Origin of the sequence: Mediterraneibacter butyricigenes, assembly GCF_003574295.1 — a bacterium.
Lineage (GTDB): Bacteria > Bacillota > Clostridia > Lachnospirales > Lachnospiraceae > Mediterraneibacter_A > Mediterraneibacter_A butyricigenes.
In genome coordinates this window covers 1,774,376-1,790,815 of the sequence record NZ_BHGK01000001.1, presented here as the reverse complement: position 1 = coordinate 1,790,815, position 16,440 = coordinate 1,774,376, and the positions used below count along the sequence as shown (strand labels likewise).

At 46.6% G+C, this 16,440-nt stretch carries 13 protein-coding genes; 5 read left to right on the top strand and 8 right to left on the bottom strand.

The window, feature by feature from the left end; all coding sequences use genetic code 11:
- Positions 1-30 precede the first annotated feature (30 nt).
- Positions 31-972: a 3'-5' exoribonuclease YhaM family protein gene (locus KGMB01110_RS08870; RefSeq protein ID WP_117603055.1), complete on the bottom strand. Its 942-nt coding sequence runs from the start codon at positions 970-972 to the stop codon at positions 31-33.
- A 46-nt stretch (positions 973-1,018) separates the two neighbouring features.
- On the bottom strand, positions 1,019-2,335 hold the full coding sequence (locus KGMB01110_RS08865) for a S1C family serine protease (RefSeq protein ID WP_119298047.1): 1,317 nt from the start codon (positions 2,333-2,335) through the stop codon (positions 1,019-1,021).
- Between the two features lie 206 nt (positions 2,336-2,541).
- Here KGMB01110_RS08865 and KGMB01110_RS08860 point away from each other — a divergent pair, with 206 nt between their 5' ends.
- The 3 genes from KGMB01110_RS08860 (at position 2,542) to KGMB01110_RS08850 (ending at position 7,109) form a co-directional block, all read left to right on the top strand.
- Positions 2,542-4,914, top strand: coding sequence for an endonuclease MutS2 (locus KGMB01110_RS08860; RefSeq protein ID WP_117603033.1), 2,373 nt, complete (start codon positions 2,542-2,544; stop codon positions 4,912-4,914).
- Positions 4,915-4,927: 13 nt separating this feature from the next.
- Positions 4,928-5,635 carry a response regulator transcription factor gene (locus KGMB01110_RS08855; protein ID WP_117603032.1) on the top strand — a complete coding sequence of 236 codons (708 nt, stop codon included), beginning with the start codon at positions 4,928-4,930 and terminating at the stop codon, positions 5,633-5,635.
- 61 nt (positions 5,636-5,696) lie between these two features.
- The gene (locus tag KGMB01110_RS08850) at positions 5,697-7,109 is read left to right on the top strand and encodes a sensor histidine kinase (protein ID WP_119299141.1); all 1,413 of its coding nucleotides are present in this window, start codon (positions 5,697-5,699) and stop codon (positions 7,107-7,109) included.
- Positions 7,110-7,167: 58 nt separating this feature from the next.
- On the opposite strand, the gene KGMB01110_RS08845 is transcribed toward KGMB01110_RS08850, so the two are convergent.
- On the bottom strand, positions 7,168-8,442 hold the full coding sequence (locus tag KGMB01110_RS08845; RefSeq protein WP_117889455.1) for a substrate-binding domain-containing protein: 1,275 nt from the start codon (positions 8,440-8,442) through the stop codon (positions 7,168-7,170).
- Positions 8,443-8,781: 339 nt separating this feature from the next.
- Here KGMB01110_RS08845 and KGMB01110_RS08840 point away from each other — a divergent pair, with 339 nt between their 5' ends.
- A complete protein-coding gene (locus KGMB01110_RS08840; RefSeq protein ID WP_117603030.1) occupies positions 8,782-8,952 on the top strand; it encodes a DUF362 domain-containing protein in 171 nt (56 codons plus the stop codon).
- Positions 8,953-9,122: 170 nt separating this feature from the next.
- The gene (locus tag KGMB01110_RS08835) at positions 9,123-9,818 is read left to right on the top strand and encodes a helix-turn-helix domain-containing protein (protein WP_117889452.1); all 696 of its coding nucleotides are present in this window, start codon (positions 9,123-9,125) and stop codon (positions 9,816-9,818) included.
- Positions 9,819-10,144: 326 nt separating this feature from the next.
- Here the strand turns inward: KGMB01110_RS08835 and dnaB are convergent, their stop codons facing one another.
- The 5 genes from dnaB to KGMB01110_RS08810 all read right to left on the bottom strand — a co-directional run bounded on the left by dnaB (position 10,145) and on the right by KGMB01110_RS08810 (position 16,349).
- Positions 10,145-11,497: a replicative DNA helicase gene (gene dnaB, locus KGMB01110_RS08830; RefSeq protein WP_119299139.1), complete on the bottom strand. Its 1,353-nt coding sequence runs from the start codon at positions 11,495-11,497 to the stop codon at positions 10,145-10,147.
- A gap of 133 nt (positions 11,498-11,630) precedes the next feature.
- Entirely contained in the window at positions 11,631-12,080 is a 450-nt protein-coding gene (rplI, locus tag KGMB01110_RS08825; protein WP_119298046.1) for a 50S ribosomal protein L9, read from the bottom strand.
- Between the two features lies 1 nt (position 12,081).
- Entirely contained in the window at positions 12,082-14,130 is a 2,049-nt protein-coding gene (locus KGMB01110_RS08820; protein ID WP_119298045.1) for a DHH family phosphoesterase, read from the bottom strand.
- Positions 14,131-14,164: 34 nt separating this feature from the next.
- Positions 14,165-15,280 carry a tryptophan--tRNA ligase gene (gene trpS / locus KGMB01110_RS08815; protein ID WP_243112740.1) on the bottom strand — a complete coding sequence of 372 codons (1,116 nt, stop codon included), beginning with the start codon at positions 15,278-15,280 and terminating at the stop codon, positions 14,165-14,167.
- A 190-nt stretch (positions 15,281-15,470) separates the two neighbouring features.
- On the bottom strand, positions 15,471-16,349 hold the full coding sequence (locus KGMB01110_RS08810; protein ID WP_119298044.1) for a DMT family transporter: 879 nt from the start codon (positions 16,347-16,349) through the stop codon (positions 15,471-15,473).
- Positions 16,350-16,440 lie beyond the last annotated feature (91 nt).

Below are 16,440 nucleotides of genomic sequence, written 5' to 3'. Positions count from 1 at the left end.
TGCATTTTTAGTCTCGCACTTCTTTCACTCCTAGCACGTTGTCTTTCTCAAATTACTTTCGAACAGGCGATTATATCCCAGCCAGTCCTTGGTATCTTTTGCCTTAAAGATTTCAGTCAGTGTCTGCATCTTCGCATCTGCATTATCTGCCAGATTCAGCGCCATGGCCTCTGCCAGTGCCGGTTTCTTCGGAGATCCATATTCCAGTTCTCCATGATGTGCCAGAATGCAGTGTTTCCACTCATTTGCAAGACGCTCCGGGAAATCCGGAATGCTACGAATAGCTTCATTTAACATTTCCACACCAATCACGATATGTCCGATCAGCTGTCCCTCATCGGTATAATCATTGTCCGGGAAATTGGATAATTCTCTGGTTTTTCCGATATCATGGCAGATTGCCGAAGCATACAGCAGATCTTTGTTAAGGATTGGGTAAGCGCCCACCATGTATTCACAGAATTTCACCACACTTAAGGTATGCTCCAGGAGTCCGCCGGCAAAGCCATGGTGAACCGTCTTTGCTGCCGAATGTCCCTGAAAACTTTTGATAAATCCTTCATCTTTTACAAAATAATATTCCACGGCCTGACGCAGCCACTCATTGTCAATTTTTCCAACATAAGTCAGCAGTTCCTTGTACATACTGTCCACACTTTTTTCTGTGGTCGGCATGTAATCTGCCGGGTTGTATTCTCCCTCCTGGGCAATCCGGATCTGCTTGATGTTCAGCTGAAGATTTCCATTATAAGTAATCACATCACCGAATACTTCGATAAAATCTTTCTCAGAATAATCACAGATTCCCTGTGAATTCGGATCCCAGACCTTTCCGTCCAGTGTTCCAGTTTTATCCTGAAGAATCAGGTTGTCATACGGCTTTCCATTCCTTGTCTCCGCAGAACGTTTTCCTTTGCAAAGGTAAATCGTACGAATGGTATCCCCATCTCTCAAATCTTTAATGTATAACATGTCTTTTCCTCTTTCCATCTCTCTTTTTACTTATAGCTTGTTTTCTTTACTCCCGGCTGCCCACGGTTACACTATATTCAATCTCCACGTAGTCTTCGGTTCCTCTCCGCATTCCGGTCAGTTTCACCTGATCTCCCTGCTTATACTTCTGCAGCGCTCTCTGGTACCCCTGAATCCCCGTGATGGTAATCTTTCCGATCTTGGTCAGCACATCTCCGCTCTGGATTCCTGCCTGCATCGCCGGTGATTCCGCATCGATCTGTTGGACATACAGCCCCATTGGCATTTCTTCGCTCTCTGCAATTCCTTCATCCACGGTCACTCCGTGGATTCCCAGATATCCTTCACTCTCTTCGTTGGACATCCGCTCAATCAGATGTTTCAGATCTGAAATTCCATAAGCGCTGGCCGGTGCATTTTCCTCATCAGTCAGAAGGTTGGGTAAAATAATCCCGGTCACTTCGCCCTGCAGATTAAACAGGACTCCTGTTCCTGCCCGAGTTGCCGCAATATCCGTCCCCAGAATCTGGTAAGCACTGTCCGCCAGTTCTTTCTTGTGATCTGCGGTACTGATCATGCCAAATCCTACGCCATTGCTGTATCCGAACATATTTCCAAGCGCAATGGCTGCACTGCCCTGGCTGATCCGATTGGAGTTTGCCAGTGTCGCCACCTTGATCTGTTTTCTGGATGCACTGCTGATTTCACTGCGATCCACCGCAAGGATGGCAAGCCCAATGATTTTGTCCTGGGTCTTCCAGGTTCCCCGGCAGGTACTCTTATCTGCCAGCGTCACTTTACAGGACGCTCCCTGCTCCCAGACTCCATTGCCCGTCAGGATCAGATATTCCTTTCCGTTACTCGCCACGATCAGACCTGATATTTCTGCGTCATCTGTGGAAATGGAGACGACGGATTTCTCCGCTTCTTCTGCGATCGCATAGACCGAATCCATCAGTTCTTCATAATTTTCTCCGGTCAGCACATCCGCAGAATTCTCTCCCGATCCGATACTCTGACCGTCATTTGTGCCATCGGTCGACTCTGTCACCTGAACATCAGACTCTCCATCCCTTCCATCTTCTTCCTGATCTTCCGGAATAGACACTTTATCGGTCTTCGTCGCAAACAGGCGACTTGCCACCGGTTTCAGAGCATAAAACCCAAGGCTCGCACAGCCTCCGAACACCAGTCCGATCAATGCGATCTGCACACATTTTCTTAATAACTTTTCTTTGGTAAACCCATCCTTCTTTATGGTCTCCTGCAGGAAAGAAAATTCTTCTTCCTTTTTTTGCGACTCTTCGGATGCATTGTCCGGCGTATGTTCCACCTGCTTTTCTGGTTTTTCTTCTTCTCTCATCCCGGCTTCGACGCTCCTTTTATTCTTCGCTCAAGCTCCAAAACAACGGTTTTGTGCTCGTTGTATAGTATACCCGATTCCCCCCGATTGTTCAATATTATATTATCCTTTTCAATCCCCAGCAAATGGGGTAAAATAATAAGAGCATTTTATCTTACGTTCATTTAACCAGAACGCATATTTCACATAAATTGGAGTTTCATATTATGAATAAAAAAACACTGGAAAAACTGGAATATCCCAAAATCATAACTCTGCTGGTTCAGCAGGCTTCTTCCGAGCGCGGGAAGCTGTTGTGCCGAAACCTGAAACCATCCTCTGACCTTTCTGAGATTCAGACAGCCCAGGAACAGACCGCGGCTGCATTTACTCGGATCGTCCAGAAGGGTCGAATCTCTTTCAGCGACGTCGCAACCGTGGAAGCCTCCATGAAACGCCTGGAAGTCGGGGGAAGTCTTTCCATCATCGAACTGCTTCGGATTTCCGGCGTTCTGAAAACCGCCGGTGCCGTCAAAGCCTACGGCCGACACGACACCACCGCCGAGGCTTCAGACTGTCTGGACGTGTATTTTGATCAATTGGAACCAGTCTTCCCTTTAAATGCAGAGATCGAGCACTGCATTTTAGGAGAGGACGAGATCAGTGATGATGCCAGTCCCACGCTGAAACATATCCGACGCAGCATCGCTTCTATGAATGATCGTGTCCACGCCACTCTGAACAGTCTGGTCAACGGATCTTTGCGTACCTATCTGCAGGATCCCATTATCACCATGCGTGGCGACCGGTACTGTCTTCCGGTAAAAGCCGAATACCGCAGCCAGGTCAACGGAATGATCCACGACCAGTCCTCTAGCGGTTCTACTTTATTTATCGAACCCATGGCTGTTGTCAAACTGAATAACGATCTGAAAGAATTATACGGAAAGGAACAGGAAGAGATTCAGGTGATCCTGGCAAAATTAAGTACACAGGCTGCAGAATATATTTCCGAGATCCGCACCGATTACCGCGCACTGACCGAACTGGACTTTATCTTCGCCCGCGGTTCTCTGGCTCTTTCCATGCGTGGAAGCAAGCCCCTCTTTAATGAATCCGGCCGCATTTCCATCCGGGAAGGACGTCATCCTCTGCTGGATCCGAAGAAAGTCGTTCCCATCAGCCTGTCACTTGGCGATACGTTCGACCAGTTGATCGTCACCGGTCCCAATACCGGAGGTAAGACCGTCAGCCTGAAAACCGTGGGGCTTTTCACTTTAATGGGGCAGGCAGGTCTCCACATTCCTGCTGCCGATCGAAGTGAACTGGCTGTCTTTCACAACGTGTTTGCCGATATCGGAGATGAACAGAGTATTGAGCAGAGCCTGTCCACCTTCTCTTCACACATGACCAACATTGTTTCCTTCCTGCACCAGATCGACGAACGATGTCTGGTTCTGTTCGATGAGCTCTGTGCCGGAACCGATCCCACCGAAGGCGCTGCACTTGCCATTTCCATTTTATCCCATCTCCATTCTCGGGGCATCCGTACGATGGCAACCACCCATTACAGCGAATTGAAGGTGTTCGCCCTTACGACCGACGGGGTGGAAAATGCAAGCTGCGAATTTAATGTAGAGACGTTAAGTCCGACTTACCGCCTGCTGGTGGGCATCCCCGGCAAGAGTAATGCCTTTGCCATTTCCGGCAAACTCGGACTTCCGAATTATATTATCGAAGATGCCAGAGAACGTCTGAGTGAACAGGATGTTTCCTTCGAAGATCTCCTGTCCGATCTGGAACGCAGCAAGCGAACCATCGAAAAAGAACAGGAAGAGATTGCCGCCTATAAACGGGAACTGCAGCAGTTGAAAACTCAGGCCAAACAGAAACAGGATCGGGCGGAATCCCAGAAAGAAGAGATTTTAAGGAAAGCACGGGAAGAAGCTTCCGCAATCCTGCGGGATGCAAAAGAAACCGCCGACGAAACCATGAAGAACTTTCGAAAATTCGGCAAAGAAGGAATCTCTTCTGCTGAAATGGAACGGGAGCGGGAACGTCTGCGCCAGAAGATCAAGGACAACGATTCCAAGAACCAGTTGAAAACGAAAAAGCCACAGAAACAATATAAGGCTTCGGATTTCAAACTGGGTGAATCCGTCCGCGTTCTCAGCATGAACCTGACCGGAACTGTACGTTCTCTGCCGGATGCCAGAGGAAATCTGTCTGTCCAGATGGGAATCCTTCGTTCCCAAGTCAACATTTCTGATCTGGAGATCATTGACGAGGCACCAGCCTACACACCAAAAAATCTTCGCAAGACCCATAGCGGTAAGATTAAGATGAGCAAATCTCTCTCCGTGAGCCCGGAGATCAATCTTCTTGGCAAGACCGTAGATGAGGCCATTGCAGAATTGGATAAATATCTGGATGATGCCTACCTGTCCCATTTAAATTCCGTGCGCATCGTACATGGAAAAGGAACCGGCGCACTTCGAAAAGGCATCCATCAGTACCTGCGCAAGCAAAAACATGTCAAAAGTTTCCGGCTGGGCGAATTTGGCGAAGGCGATGCCGGTGTGACCATCGTAGAATTTTAGGAGGAGCCCTCACATGATTGGAAAGCAAAAAGTATTAATCGTAGACGATGATGAAAATATCGCAGAGCTGATCTCTCTCTATCTGATCAAAGAATGTTATGACACCCGTACCGTGGGAAGCGGAGAAGAAGCCCTGCAGATCTTCGATGTATGGCACCCGAACATGGTGCTTCTGGACCTGATGCTCCCGGGCATGGACGGCTATCAGGTCTGTCGGGAAATCCGGGCAAGAGACAATACTCCTGTCATCATGCTCTCCGCCAAGGGCGAAGTCTTTGACAAGGTTCTGGGCCTGGAAATGGGCGCCGATGACTACATGATCAAGCCTTTCGATGCCAAAGAGCTGGTTGCCCGCGTCAAAGCGGTACTCCGACGGTATCAGCCGGTCACTGCTCCGACTCCTGCCGCCGACAAGATCAAATGTGTAGAATACGACGGTCTGGTGATCAATCTGACCAACTATGCCGTGACCTGCGATTCCAAACCGGTGGAAATGCCGCCGAAAGAACTGGAGTTGCTCTATTTTCTGGCTGCCTCTCCCAATCAGGTCTTCACCCGGGAACAGTTGCTGGATCAGATCTGGGGCTATGAATACATCGGTGACACCCGTACCGTAGACGTTCATATCAAGCGGATCCGTGAAAAACTGAAAGATCATCCGTCCTGGAGCCTCAGCACCGTCTGGGGAATCGGCTATAAATTTGAAACGAAGCAGAACTAACACTTAAACACTACTATAAAGATACAACACTTACAGGAGTCATACATTTGGCATGAAAACTATGCAGAATACCCTACGGATTAAATTTTTCCTTCTATATATAGCTTTCGGATTTCTCTGCCTGTTCACCGTTGCAACCCTGACCAAGCAACTGATCCTGGATCATCTGAAATCTGACGCTTCTTCCGGCATGTACGAGGAGGCCAATCTGATCGCCACTTCCTATCTGCCGGAATATTTTACAGAAGACACTTCTTATCTGGCGGTGCGCACGCAGTTGAACGCCATGCAGATCTATCTGGATTCTTCCCTCTGGTTTACCGATGCCCAGGGAAATGTTCTGGTATCTTCCTCTCTGGAAGACACCACAGCACCGACCCGGATTGAAGATTTTAATCCTGCTGAGATTGGAAGCCAGCAATATCTGGAAGGATCCTATCACGGATATTTTTCGGAAGACATGATCACCGTCATCGCACCGGTCACTGTCGGATTCTCCACCAGAGGATACTTGCTGATTCACCGGCCGATGGCCGTCATCCAGCAGAAACTGACCAATATAATGCGCCCGGTCTACATTACACTGATCGTGATCTATCTGTTGTCGTTCCTGATCATGATCGGAATCCATTTTTTCGTCTATCGGCCGCTCCGCAGCGTAACCGAGGGAGCGACTCAGTTTGCTTCCGGTAATCTGAACTACGAGATTCCGGTGCACACACAGGATGAGATTGGCTATCTGTCCGCATCTTTGAACTTCATGGCATCCCATCTCAGAGATATGGAAGATTATCAGAAGAATTTTATCGCCAACGTATCCCATGACTTTCGCTCTCCTCTGACTTCCATCAAAGGCTATGTGGAAGCCATCGCTGATGGTACCATTCCCCCGGAACTTCAAGGGAAATATCTGGGAATCATTTCTGCAGAAACCGATCGTCTGACGGATCTCACCCGGGATCTGCTCACCCTCAACGAATTTGACACCCAGGAGCTTCTTCTGAACAAAGAATCCTTTGATATTCAGAAAATGATCAAACAGACCGCAAATACCTTCGAAGGGATCTGCACCAAACAGCATATTTCCATCGAGCTTCTCTTTCTTCCAAAGAAAGCCATGGTCTATGCAGATCCTCATAAAATCCAGCAGGTTCTCTACAATCTTCTGGACAATGCCATCAAATTCAGTGAGCCTGATTCCCCCGTTACCGTTGAGGTCACAGAAAAGAATGAGAAATATTTTATCTCCGTCAAGGATACTGGCTGCGGCATCCCAAAAAAAGATCTGAGTAAGATCTGGGAGCGTTTCTACAAGACCGATCAGTCCCGCGGCAAAGATAAAAAAGGTACCGGCCTAGGGCTTTCCATCGTCAAAGAAGCCATTCAGGCACACGATGAAAATATCAACGTGGTCAGCACTGAGGGAGTGGGAACCGAATTTATCTTCTCCCTAAGCCGGGATTCCGGAAAATGAGATTTTCAAAAAAACTCCTCTCAGAACCAAATTTACACGGTTTTCTGAGAGGAGTTTTCTAATACAACATATTTTTAATGGAATCACTGTCCATATTTTCTTTGGTTACCCAGATATAGCCGGTATCCACCTTTGCTTCATTTCCCAGTTCCAGAACGGTGCGGGCTGCCGCCACAACCGTTGCATATCCCATTCCGAAAGGATTTTGCACAACCAGACCTTTGATCTCGCCGCTCTTCAATGCTTCCAGTTCCTTCTTCTCCGCATCAAATCCAACCAGCGCAATATCATCGGTCGTTCGTTTCTGCACATTCTCCTGATCTTCCTCTTTCGGTTCTTCCGGAACGCCTGCTTCTTCCTGCGCATCCTGTACGGTCTTAGAGTTCTTGACTTCCGACTTCTTCTCCTGTGCTTTGTTTTCCACTGCATTTGCCTGAAGAGTCTCCAACGCCCACTCGGTCACATCACTGTTGGTTCCGAGGATTCCTTTTACGTCCGGATGCTGCGCAAGATATTCGTTGAGCACTTCCCCGTCTGTAATCTTATCTACTGTAATCTCCGGAGAACCTTCCGGAAGTTCCAGCGTCCGTTCGGCTGCCATAGACTTCTTCATATCCTGAATCTGATCATAATACAGCACCTCTGCGATCTCTACCTGATCATGCTGGGCGATCTCTTCCTCGATTCCGCTTAACCGTTCTTTTGCACTGGCCGAATGGCTGTTCTTTGCAAGCACCAGAATCTGACCTGCATCTCCGATCTCATCACAAAGCTTTGATGCACCGGTTCTGGCTGCTTCCTGATTATCCGTCTTACAGGTACTGACGATGCCCTGATAATCATTTCCTGAGTCAAATGCCACGATCGGAATTCCATTTTCTGTTGCCTGATCAAACTGTACGGTTCCCTCATCTGCATCAATACTCGCAATGGCAATCACATCCGGGTATCTGGAAAGTTCCTCGTCCAGGATATTTACCTGTTCGTCAATGTCTTCCCCTGCTTCCGGCGCATTGTAAGTCACTTTAATCTTGTCATTGCCCGTATATCCCAAGTGTTCATTCAGGTCTGTGACTGCCTGTTCTACTCCTTTGGCAACCGCTTTCCAGTATGCCGTATCCGTTTCCTTTCCGATTATGGAAATATAGGTTCCCGGCTCCAGTTCCAACCCATCCACATTGCTATATGCCTGAGGACTGATTGCATTTAAGTTGTCCTGATATGCAGACTGTTCCGCCTTTTCTCCTGTATATTTGGTATTGCTTACATGCTGCGAGCATCCACTGATAACCGCCGCAGCACACAATACTCCGACTATCTGTTTCCACTTCACGTTTTTGCACTCTCCTTAATCCTTTTACGCTTCTCGTTACTTTGCATTTTTCATTTTTCTTTCATGCTCCTTATACTATACACTATTCTAGAAAAAAATAAAGGAATATTTTCTTAAATTTTTATTGTTTCTTCCGACATTTCTTTCCTGCTCTGATCCATATTTTCCCTTTTGAAACCTCTGATTTTGAGAATGGATTTCATTTTCAGATAATATTGATAATTGTACTAAAATTTAAGCACAAATTCCCTTGTATTCTTCCTACTTTTGTATTAAAATCTAGTTAATGGTCAGGGAGATACCTGCCATATTATATTCAATCAAAGGAGGATACATACTATGGCATATGTAATCAGTGATGACTGTGTAAGTTGTGGAAGCTGCGAAGGAGGATGTCCAGTAGGAGCTATTTCTCAGGGAGATGCTCATTTCGAGATCGATGCTGACGCTTGTGTAGAATGTGGTGCTTGTGCAGGACAGTGTCCAGTAGGAGCTATTTCTCAGGGCTAATATCAGCTATATAAAAATGTGATCACAGTTAAAAAAGAAAGAAGCTGTCGTACTTTTACGGCAGCTTTTTTACATTTCCTGGCACATTTTGGCGAACGATTCTTCCCTTATTCCGAGACTTCCTGTGTTATACTGTAACCAGTATCCCAAAGGAGGTTAAAAAGTATAGCATGGATGATCGAAAAGTGATGATCTCAGAAGCCGCAAAGCTTGTGGATGTAGAATCCCATGTACTTCGCTACTGGGAAGATGAATTACATATCCCCGTCAAACGTACCGCACAGGGGCATCGATACTATACGAAAGAAGACTTACAGTTATTTCACTGTATTAAAAGACTGAAAGATGAAACCGTCTCTATCAAAGAGTTGAAACAGATTGTCCCGGAGCTGTTGAAAATGCAGGAATTACATCATGGGACATTCTCTGCTGCCGGCACTTCAAACGCCACAACTTCTTCCGGTACAACGGATTCCCCCAAAGAAGACGACAACAAGGACGAGGCAAACGACAATGGAACGGTCAGACTTCCTTTCTCCACACACGACAGCAAACATCAGGTCCTGACAACTGCATCCCATACCGAAGTAATTGAAGACCTTCCGCTCAAACAGGCGCGGGAACTGATCGGTGCTGTCCTGAATGAAGTGGTTACCGACAACAACAAAGTGCTGACCCAGGAACTTCGTCAGACCCTTACAGCAGATATTATGCAGGAAATGGACTTTTTAGTACAGGCAAAAGAACGCAGAGAAGAAGAACATTTTCGCAAGCTGGATCAACTGATCCGCCAACAGCAGTCTATCCGCCGGGAAACCGTGGGACATGCCAGCCCCCTGTTACGCCTGAAACGACTGCTGACATGAAGCAGTGCGCAAACAATCTTTCTCAAGTTGTCGCGACAGTTTCCAGCTGTTCGTGCAACCTCGGATTTTTCCTCATTACTTTAAATAAAAAGAAACCAAGAATGCCTTTTACAGACAATTTCCTGGTTTCTTATCATCTTTATTTATCCCGAAAAAGATTTGCATAAGGGAACATCCGAAGCCCCGGTACTTTCTTCGAGCGAGCGTGAGCATCGCTCGAAAAGGATCTCTCTATGGGGCGAAGGCAAGCGTAAGCGGTTCCCGATGTAAACTTTTTCGGGATTTATAAAACATTTTCTAATGCCAGCAAATTTCCTGGTTTCTTTTTACTCCGCACCCCGATCTCCTCTGGCTTCATTTCCAAATCGTGTATACTGCGGGATCCATGCCAACCGTACCGTTCCGATCGGGCCGTTACGTTGTTTGGCAATGATGATCTCGGCTATATTCTTGTCGTTGGTATCCGGATTATAATAATCATCACGATAGATAAACATGACCACATCGGCATCCTGCTCAATGGCTCCGGACTCACGCAAGTCAGACAGCATCGGTCGCTTATCGGTACGCTGTTCCACTGCACGGCTAAGCTGCGACAGAGCAATCACCGGAACGTCCAATTCTCTCGCCACACCTTTCAGTGCTCGTGAGATCTCGGAAATCTCCTGCTGACGGCTTTCGTTGCTACGGCCGCCGCTTCCGCTCATCAACTGCAAGTAGTCGATGATGATGGCATCCAACCCCATTTCCAGTTTCATTTTCCTGCATTTACTCCGAAGTTCCGTAATGGAGATACCTGAGGTATCATCGATAATCAGTTTGGACTGACCGATGGTTCCGGCTCCTTCGATCAGTTTTTCCCAATCCGAATCTTTCAGGTTACCATTTCGGATCAGTTGGGCATCCACATGGGCTTCCAGTGCAAAGAGACGGTTTACCAACTGCTCCTTTGACATTTCCAGACTGAATATCGCAACACTTTTATTCTGTCGGAACGCCATATGCTGAGCAATATTCAACACAAATGCCGTCTTTCCCATAGACGGACGGGCCGCGATCAGTACCAGATCCGACGGCTGCAGACCGGACAGCTTATAGTCCAGATCAATGAAACCGGTAGGAATTCCGGTTACCGTTCCTTTTGTTTTCGATGCCTTCTCAATTCGATCCAATGCATTTAACACCACGTCCTTGATGGGCGTAAATTCTTTGGTATTGCCCCGCTGCACCAGATTGAAAATCTTTTTCTCCGTGCCTTCCATGATCACATCCATGGGGTCCTGCCCCAGATAACAGGTATTTTCAATCTCTTCCGTGATCTTGATCAGTCTGCGAAGCGTCGCTTTGTTCTGTACGATTTCCGCATAAGATTGTACATTTGCAGAAGTAGAAGTCATGGATAACAGATCTCTGGCATATTCCATGTCACTGATCTCCGGCGGTACATTTTTCTCTTTCAGCCGCTCCTGCAAGGTGATCAGGTCCACCGGCTGTCCTTCATTAAACAGTTCTACCATCGCATCGAATAAAATGCCATAAGCCGTCTGATAGAAATCATCTCCGTTCAACATTTCCGCTGCCGTCATGATCGCGTCTTTATCCATCAGCATGGCGCCGATCACCGAGCGTTCTGCTTCGTCGTTATGCGGCGGTACTCTTTTGATCACTGCTTCATCCACGTTGTTTACTCCTCTCCCGTCTTTTCTCCCCAAAACCATTTCCGTTTCCGCCTCAGTTAAACCTGCTCCTATTTTTTCATATGCCTGGCAACCTAGAGCCGGATTTTTTTAGCTTCGTTTCACTTAAGCCGTTTTAATTTTCTTCGTTGACAATTACTTTCAACTGTGCAGTCACTTTCGAATGCAGCTTCACCGGAACTTTGTGGGTTCCCGGAGTCTTAATTGCTTCTTTTAACTGGATTTTCTTCTTATCTACATCCAGCCCCATCTGGGTCTTCACTTCGGCTGCAATCTCTTTGGAGGAAATGGAACCGAAGGATCTTCCGCCTTCTCCTAATTTGATGCCGACTTCGATCTTGCCTGCCTCTAATTTGGCTGCCAGATCTTTTGCGTCCTCATAACGCTCCTGTGCCAGTTTCTCGTCATGCTGTTTCTGAAGCTTCAGGTCATTTAAGTTCTTGCCGGTTGCTTCCATGCCCAGCTTCTTTGGCAGGATAAAGTTTCTTGCATATCCGTCATTGACGGTTACGATCTCTCCTTTTTTCCCAAGGGATCTTACATCTTCCAATAAAATTACTTTCATCTTAAATCTCTCCTTCTTCCATCATCTCGTCGATGGTTTCTTTTAACTTACGGATCGCCTGCGCCACACTCATGTGGGTAAACTGCGCACCGGATGCATTGATATGCCCTCCGCCGCCCAGACGCTCTGCGATCAGCTGTACATTCATCTCATCGATGGATCTTGCACTCATATAGACTTTTCCATTGTATTCGGTAAATACAAAGGATGCCCGGATTCCACTGATATCCAGAAGCTCGTTGGCCGCCTGTGCAGCCAGTACGGTAGGACTTTCGATATTTCCCGGACACTCGGCCAGCGCAAATTCCTTCCGGTAAACTTCCGCCAGACGAACCGCTTCTGCTTTCGCACGATACGACTCCATATCGTCACGGAACATTTTCCTCACTCTGGTAATATCCGCTCCGCATCTTCTTAAAAATGCAGCCGCCTCAAAGGTTCTCACTCCAGTCCGGTTCATAAAGTTTCTGGTGTCAATCATGATTCCGGCATACAGACACTCTGCCTCTACCGGGGTCAGCTTAATATCTTCCACAATATACTGCAGGACTTCCGCCACCATTTCACAAACCGAAGAAGAATACGGCTCGATATAGGAAAGGACTGCGTTCTCGATCATATTGCTGCTCTGTCTGTGGTGATCCAACACCGCAACGGTCTTTGCCTTATCCAGAAGTTTCGGGCACTCGGTCATACCCGGCTTGTTGGTATCGACTACAACTACCATGGTATTTTCCGTCAGATAATCCTTCACTTCCTCACTGGTGATAAAAATATCTTTCGGATAAGACGAATTCTTCGCAATCTCATCATACAGAGGCCGCACGGAACTGGTGATTTCATTGATAATGATATGCGCTCGTTTGCCAAGTTCTGTGGCTGCCCGGTAGATTCCGATGCTGGCTCCCAGAGAGTCTGCATCTGCGATCTGATGTCCCATCACCAGAACACAGTCCTTAACCAGAATAAATTCCCGCAGACCTTCTGCTTTGACTCTGGCCTTGACTCTGGTATTTTTCGCCATCTGTTCCTTCTTGCCGCCGAAATAGGTGATTCCGTTGCAATCTTTGATGACCGCCTGGTCACCGCCTCTTGCAAGTGCCAGGTTGATGGCCGCTCTTGCATAATTATAACTCTGTGCATAAGTCACGGAATTCAGACCAAGTCCAATACTGAGCGTAGCGCTTCTGGCGTTTCCGATATTGACATCCTTAACATCTTCCAGAATGGAAAATTTATTTTCCGCCATCTTCAGATAACTCTGTTTCTTGATGACAATAAAGTATTTATCTTTTTCCAGCTTCTTTACGATACCGTCCACATTTCCGATATACTGATTGATCTTACGGTCGATCAACGCAACCAGAAGGGACTGCCGGACCTCTTCCACACTTTCCATGACCTCGTCATAGTTGTCTATATAGATCAGTCCTGCGATCAGACGCTGTTCTTCATTCTCCTGCATATAGGATTTCAGCTCGGTGATATCCCGCATATACAGTGCGATAAAATATTCCTGGTCTGCCGGAATATGCAGCAGACGCTCACTGTTACTGAATCCTTTCATGGACACCTTGCGCAGTTCCACTGCATACTGCCGGTCGTTATAGGTGATCTCCATCTCCACCTTATCCTCTGTGGTCTTAGGATAAACTCCACGGTTCAGCTCCGGAATCACTTTATTCAGATAAGGCTCGTAATACTCTCCCAGGATCAACTGCTCAAAACTGTTGTTCCACCATGCCAATTGTCCGTTCATCAGAACCAGCGCATAGGGGATAGACAACTCTTTCAGCAAAATATTCTGAACATCCGTATACTGATCGGCAAACTGAACCAAATCTGCAAACAATGCAGTTCGGTTCCTCAGATACAAAATTCCAACAATCAAAATGTACAGGAGCACGCCCACGGACATTACGATACCGGATCGTGTATCCACCATATAGATCCAGATATTCATCGCAACCAACAAAACCGACATAATCATGGGCCAGCGCATGTACAGCTTCAACTGACCTTTCAGCCGCATATTTTGTTCATTCCTCATCTTCTTACCCTCTTGATGTTCCCTGACGGGCCGGCTATTTCATCTGTTCTGCCTGTGTCCGGATCAGTTCCTCATCCTCAAAATAATTAATACGCATTGCATTTTTTACACGGGCCAGGGTCGCTGCTGCCACCGACTCTGCTTTCTCACTGCCCTTCTTCAGGACCTCATATACATATGGAATGTCCTTCATCAATTCTTTTCTGCGTTCTCTGATCGGAGCCAGCTCTGCCTGAAGGACTTCGTTTAAGAAACGTTTGACTTTGACGTCTCCAAGTCCCCCTCTCTGATAATGAGCTTTCAGCTCATCCAGATTTGCATATTCCGGGAGGAAAGCTTCGAAATGTTCCGGTTTGGAAAATGCATCCAGATAGGTAAATACGGTGTTACCTTCCAGTTTTCCCGGAACACTGACCTTAATATGGGTCGGATCAGTAAACATGCTCATGACTTTTTTCTTAATCTCATCCGATTCTTCTGACAGATAAATGCAGTTGCCCAGAGATTTACTCATCTTCGCCTTTCCATCGATTCCCGGAAGCCGCAGACACGCCTGATTGCTCGGAAGCAGGATCTCCGGCTCTACCAGCGCTTTTCCGTAAACGGAATTGAATTTGTGTACGATTTCTTTCGTCTGCTCCAGCATCGGCATCTGATCTTCGCCTACCGGCACGGTGGTTGCGTCAAAAGCAGTGATATCTGCCGCCTGACTGATGGGATAGGTAAAGAATCCCACCGGGATGCTTGTCTCAAACCCACGCTGCTGAATCTCAGATTTCACCGTAGGATTTCTCTGAAGACGGGAAACCGTAACCAGATTCATATAGTAAAATGTCAGTTCTGTCAGTTCCGGTACCTGAGACTGGATAAACAGATTGGATTTTGCCGGATCCAGTCCGCAGGACATATAATCCAGTGCCACTTCGATAATATTCTGACGCACCTTTTCCGGATTGTCTGCATTGTCTGTCAGTGCCTGTGCATCCGCGATCATAATGTAGATATCATCATATTCTCCGGAATTCTGCAACTCGACCCGACGTTTCAGAGATCCCACATAATGTCCCACATGGAGTCTTCCCGTCGGGCGATCTCCGGTCAGGATCACCTTTCTTTTCGGTGCTTCTTTTGCTTTGATTTCTTCTGCCACTTCTTTATCCTCCAACTCTTCTCATTTCATTTTTTTAAGTCTTTGAGTACTTTATTTTCTTAATTTATTAGTATACTGGAAATCCGTTCATTTTGCAAAGATTTCATCCTATTTTCCATTGTGATTTCCATGGAGCCCCCGAACTTCTTCCCTATCAACCTGTTTTACAGTCCGTTTTTCACAAATTTTATCAGGATTTGCCCTTTTCCTGTGCGTTATTGAGGAAAAACATCAATACCGCCATCAGACAGATGATTCCGTAGCCGATCCAACTCAACATATCCGGAACCTGACCGAACAGCAGGAAGCCAAAGATTGCTGCAAATATGATCTGTGTATAATCGTAAACCGAGATTTCCCGTCCCGGCGCATGATAATAAGCCGCCGTCACGCTGAACTGGCCACCTGCCGCTGCCAACCCTGCCATCACCAGACTTCCAAACTGCAAGAAGCTCATCGGATGATAATCAAACAGCAAAAACGGGACTGTCACCAGACAGGAAAATCCTGAAAAGCACGCCACCACAAACTTACCGTTTTCGCCATGCTCTCCCAGCACTCTGACATAAGTATAGGCAAGTCCTGCCGCCATTCCGCCACACAGTCCGATCACTGCCGGAACAGAGACCAGACTGGTTCCGCCCGGTCTTAAGATCAAGAGACTTCCTAAAAATGCTCCAATGACAATGCTCAGTTGTTTCAGGCTGATTTTTTCTTTCAACACAAAAATACTAAAAATAATCACAAAAAACGGTGACATTTTGTTCAGCATGGATGCGTCTGATAAAATCAGGTGATCTACGGCATAATAATTACACAGGATTCCGATCGTTCCTGCTCCCGAACGAATCAGCAGATATTTAATATTTTCTTTTTTCCCCGAAAACCCTCCGCCTTCCTTTTTCAATAATATCAGCGCGAAAAACAAAGCCACCAGATTTCGAAAGAAACTTTTCTGTGTCGATGGCAAGTCTCCCGCCATTCTCACAAATGCATTCATCAACGCAAAGCAAAACGCTGACATAATGATAAACAAAATTCCTTTATATCGGTTTTTCTTTTCTTCCATAGCTGCCCCTCTTCTTTTATTGTTTCCTTTTTTGCTTCTTCTACGATTCTTTTATGAACTCTCTGAAGTTTATTTTAGCACAAAGTTTCCA

What these genes read in the sequence shown, in the direction of transcription:
- KGMB01110_RS08870 (WP_117603055.1), bottom strand. Translation starts at nt 972, where the DNA reads ATGTTATACATTAAAGATTTGAGAGATGGGGATACCATTCGTACGATT.
- KGMB01110_RS08865 (WP_119298047.1), bottom strand. Translation starts at nt 2,335, where the DNA reads ATGAGAGAAGAAGAAAAACCAGAAAAGCAGGTGGAACATACGCCGGAC.
- KGMB01110_RS08860 (WP_117603033.1), top strand. Translation starts at nt 2,542, where the DNA reads ATGAATAAAAAAACACTGGAAAAACTGGAATATCCCAAAATCATAACT.
- KGMB01110_RS08855 (WP_117603032.1), top strand. Translation starts at nt 4,928, where the DNA reads ATGATTGGAAAGCAAAAAGTATTAATCGTAGACGATGATGAAAATATC.
- KGMB01110_RS08850 (WP_119299141.1), top strand. Translation starts at nt 5,697, where the DNA reads ATGCAGAATACCCTACGGATTAAATTTTTCCTTCTATATATAGCTTTC.
- KGMB01110_RS08840 (WP_117603030.1), top strand. Translation starts at nt 8,782, where the DNA reads ATGGCATATGTAATCAGTGATGACTGTGTAAGTTGTGGAAGCTGCGAA.
- KGMB01110_RS08835 (WP_117889452.1), top strand. Translation starts at nt 9,123, where the DNA reads ATGGATGATCGAAAAGTGATGATCTCAGAAGCCGCAAAGCTTGTGGAT.
- rplI (WP_119298046.1), bottom strand. Translation starts at nt 12,080, where the DNA reads ATGAAAGTAATTTTATTGGAAGATGTAAGATCCCTTGGGAAAAAAGGA.
- KGMB01110_RS08820 (WP_119298045.1), bottom strand. Translation starts at nt 14,130, where the DNA reads ATGAGGAATGAACAAAATATGCGGCTGAAAGGTCAGTTGAAGCTGTAC.
- KGMB01110_RS08810 (WP_119298044.1), bottom strand. Translation starts at nt 16,349, where the DNA reads ATGGAAGAAAAGAAAAACCGATATAAAGGAATTTTGTTTATCATTATG.